1 protein-coding gene is annotated in these 4,562 nt (G+C 46.1%); it reads right to left on the minus strand.

Translation table 11 applies throughout. The annotated features are described in order from the left end of the window. Window positions 1–4,493 (minus strand): LamG-like jellyroll fold domain-containing protein (locus KK060_RS24510; RefSeq protein WP_254157866.1); only part of this gene is annotated, 4,493 nt, incomplete at its 3' end. Window positions 4,494–4,562 lie beyond the last annotated feature (69 nt).

A 4,562-nucleotide genomic window follows, 5' to 3' on the forward strand; every position in this document is an offset into this window, starting at 1 on the left:
ACTTTCATTGGACTGCCTGCCTGGTCTTGCAGTGTGGGTGTTAATGGTGTATTACAATAATTGTCAATACAGTTTTGCACCAAAGCATCTACCATATTATCGATCTCACACTCACTATAGTCATAAGTAGTTGCATTTACTTCTGTGTCTCTCACTCCATACCACCTGCTATTCAGCATGCTCTTGTTCACGGCATAGTACTGAATCTTCGCTGTTGCATTCTGGATGTAGATGTTATTGATGATGGCCTGCCTGAACTCTTCTGACCTGCCTCTGCAGCCTTCTGCACATTTGCTCCGTATCGCCGTAATCTTCTTGTTTGCTTCTGTGGCCTCGTCTTCTGCCTGTGGCTGCGCACCAAACTGTGTCTGCTGATGCAATTTGTATTTCTTACAATCATCAAGACTATTAAATGTGGTTAACGTTAACGCTGCCGCCGCATCATTAATACCTGCATAGTAACGCAATGCGTTACTCTGGTCAGGCTTACTCTCATCAAAATATACTAACCTGTAGGCTCTCGTTACATCGGGTACTGGATTCACTGATGCTCCTCCTATCTTCCCATACAGCTCGGTCTTCTTAATGAAGTATGGCTTATTACTTCCCCCATCACACACATCCTGTCCTACTCCTTCTGTGCCAGGCATCAACCCTTTCAGTTTCCCTTCAAGAGCATTCAACAGGTTTTGCACTAAATTATTCTCTGTCGCTATTACTCCACCGCCTATACTGGCAAGGTCTTCTGCACTTGCCTCTGAGGCATCTATCTTCCGATGTACAAACACCTCGGTCTCCTCTATAAACGTATCCCATACCATCTGGCAAGTAAGCCTTCCACTAGCTCCTCCATTCTCTGAAAGCATATTGGCTATCATCGCATTCAGCTGCCCTTGTACATAGTACTGCTTGCTGTTACTTGCATAGTTGGTAAAGAAAGCATAGTTCAGCGATGTGCCATTCTTCAACACATAGTCTGCATGGTTCTCGGACATGTAGCTCTCAAAATAATGCTCATAGTTTACATTCCCCGTCTGGCACATCTCTGCTCCTGTAACTTCATTACATACGCTCAGCACGGGTATAAAAATATACTCTCTGCAACCTCCTGTCCCTGTGCCTATCGGTATGATATATTCCTGTGTCTCTGGATTGATCTGGTAACTGGCATCAAGGTGCGCCTTTAATCCTTTCAGGTCTTTATTGGCTATGAAATTATTGATCGTAGTCAACGTAGCATCCGCCTGGCCCTGGTAGTACGTGCGAAGCTGCGTCTCGTGTTCTTCCTGGTAGGTCTTCCCAGTTAACGGGTTTACCGTATTGATGGTGATCTTTTTCTCTAACGTGTAGTTTACTGCTGCGCTTAAACCTGTCAGTGTAAAGGCGGGCGGAAGCCAGCGTAACGCCGTCTGCTCTGAACACTCTCCCGCCCTGATCAACTGCGGGGCCGGAAGGTTCGGATGTGCATAGTCCGGATCATCATCCCTTCGCAAGAAAAATTCAATCTTGTAATCACAGGTCTTGCACAACGGACCGCTGCGCTGATACAATTGCTTTACTTCCTCTACACTTAATCCTCTTTTGTAAATCGATACATCATCATACAATGCTGCTGTATTATACCCCGCTCCTGTCTTCCCTATCCATAGTGGCCTTCCAACATTGTTCACTGATACATTACCTACGTTAACTGGAGTGCCCTGCTGTACGCCGTTCACATATAAAAACAATTGTCCTGCTCTTCTTACCGCTGCAAGGTGATACCACGTATTTACATTTAAGTTTGTGCTGCCATATACACTATACTGTACTGTACCACTCTCAATACTGAACATCGGAAGGTTGTTGGCCGCTGCTGTACTTAACCCTACCTGCCACTCATTGCTACCTGCCATCGAGGTGTTGTTCCATTTATTAACGCCTGCCGAGTTATCCCAACCCGAGGTATTGGCATTCTTCCTTACCCAGAACGATACACTAAAATCTCCTGATCCAAAGTCAAGGTCTGTGTTATCTATCAGTTCTATGTAATCATCTGATCCATCAAGGTTATAACATTGACCGTTAATTGCATCGGTTGCCAGTCCTGCTCCGCCATATACAAGGGCATGGTTACCTAAACCACTCCCATCATTGCTATTACCCTCAAACGGATAGTAGCCTAAAAGACCCTGACTGTTTACCCCTCCTGCACACAGCTCTTTTAGTTGTGAGGGGGTAATATTATAATTTACCGTAAGGGTGGTATTGTCTGTAGTAAACAGTAAAGGCTTACGCGTCACCGCTGTGTACGCATCCTGCCTCTCTGTGGTGGTTAATTCTTCAAAGACCGTTGACGTGCCTCCTGATCTTGTGTTTAATGCTGTCAGACCTCCCGTAGATCCGGATACCACAAGGGCTGTCGCTATTACCTTCCCATCCTTGGTCTGGTAAGTAGCACTCCCCGTTCCATTCGCATCAAAGGTTACTATCTTTTGCACACTCTTGGCTAACGGTGCCTCACGACCAAACACCCTCACCAGTTCTGCTTCGGTCGGGTTCGTATAAAAAGTCTTCACTGTCCGGCGGTCTAACCCTTTCATCGCATGGGCTGCTCCTACGCCTGACTGCTCTTTTACTCTGCCTGTGCCATCCGTGGTATACAACGTTCGCGTATAGGGGTATCCTTCTGCTCCTGCTACTCCTGCATTAATCCCATTATCTGTACCACTGTAGTAACCTCCTTTATCTGTAGCTGTACCTGCATTAATCGGATCTACATCAAAGTCTGATGCTCCATAATTGCCTGTGCCATTACTTAATAATCCATTCACATATCCTAACCTGTTTACATCTTTTACCGGGATCGGTAAACTGCTCACAGCATTCCTGCCTGAATAATCCTGTAACGTCTGGCTCGCTACAATCTGGTTAATACCCTGGATCCGCGTCTGTTGCTGTGCTACCTGTTGTAAGCCATTGGCATAGGTAACATGTTCACTTACCTTATTGCCTTCGCTAAACGTTCTGCTGTAGATCCAGTTCAGTTCGCTCTCAGGGTGTGTATACGTAAACGTATTTACCCCTGACCACGCCGCCTGTAGATTTAAAGGATTGGTAAGCCCTCCTGATTTATTGCCTATCGCACGTACACGCCATTGATAGGTACTGTTATCACCTCCTTCGCCCATCGTTACAGTCATCTCAGGGGTACTGCTCTCGGTATACAACTTCAACGCACTACTCCAGTCTATCGCTTCTCCTCCATAGATTCGCAACAATTGAAACTCATAGTTCGGTACATCAGCACAGCTACTGTGCCACTTAAAGGTTTGCTCCCACTTTGTATTATCTATCTCAGGGGTTACCAAGGTAACAACGGCCCCATTGGCTTGTACCTGGTCCTGCTCTTCATAAGAAGCTGATAACTGTACATAGCTGCCCGCTACTGCATGGCTTGTCGTATAACTATCTACCTTGATGCCTATAAACTTTATCAATTCTGGACTGGCACTGACCATTCGGGTAAACAACTGCTCCGGACTATTCTGACTAAGCTTAAAGCTTACAGGCCAGCTCTGCAATTGCGAGGGAAGATCATAGTATGCCGTAACTGTTGCATGGATGGTGATGTTGAACGGAAGTTCTCCAAGGTTATAACGCTCTCCAAAGTTTGCACGTACCCGGAAAGTCACTGGCCCATATTCATTGATACAGCCCGCATGGTTACTGCTATGTTTATCCATAAACAGAAAACCTTCCGATGAACTCTTGATCGCTGGCTCAGGCATCACTAACTCCTGGTTCTTGGCTGACTCCGGAAGAATATTCATCACCACATTACTATACCCTCCTGAACAGCCATTCTTGCTAGCCTTCACCTTTAAGGTCTTTGACCCTGCTGTCCCATGGCTTACAACTACTTCTCTTCCTGGTATGCCTGTGCCTGTTGAACTACCTGTTGTTCCTGATGGATACTCCCATATCAAACTGGTAGCATCTTCTGCTCCCGTTACCTGCAAGTGCGACTGCTCGTTTACAAAGTTTACCTTCAAGCCCAACACCTCTTCAACAGGCAAGGGAGGTGTCAACACCTCTACTGACTGTATTGCAGATGCTGTACAACCATAAACATTGGCATATGAAACACTCACCCTTTGACTCCCTGTAGTAGTCCAGATCACTGTTACACTATTGTCTGTTGTTGTTCCTCCTGATGTTATCACGCCCCCTTGTACGCTCCAAACATAGTTACTCATTCCTGCCTGTGTCGTATATACACTCCCTGTTGTATTTACGCACACACTCGCTGGACCTGTAGCTGAAGGTGTTGGTACAGGGTTAATCGTTACTGATTTTACTGTTGGACTCGGCGATACACAACCTCCATTCGTATAGTTTACTCCTACACTGCCTGTGCCGGCCGAACCCCACGTAACCGTAACACTGTTATCAGATGTTGATCCCCCTGAAGTTACTGTTCCGCCAACAACATTCCATTGGTAATTACTCATCCCCATTTCCGTTGTGTAAACATTCCCTGTCGACCCTGAGCATACTCCAACTGGTTCAGATACTGTTGG

The organism is Chryseosolibacter indicum, from assembly GCF_018598585.1.
Lineage (GTDB): Bacteria > Bacteroidota > Bacteroidia > Cytophagales > Cyclobacteriaceae > Chryseosolibacter > Chryseosolibacter indicus.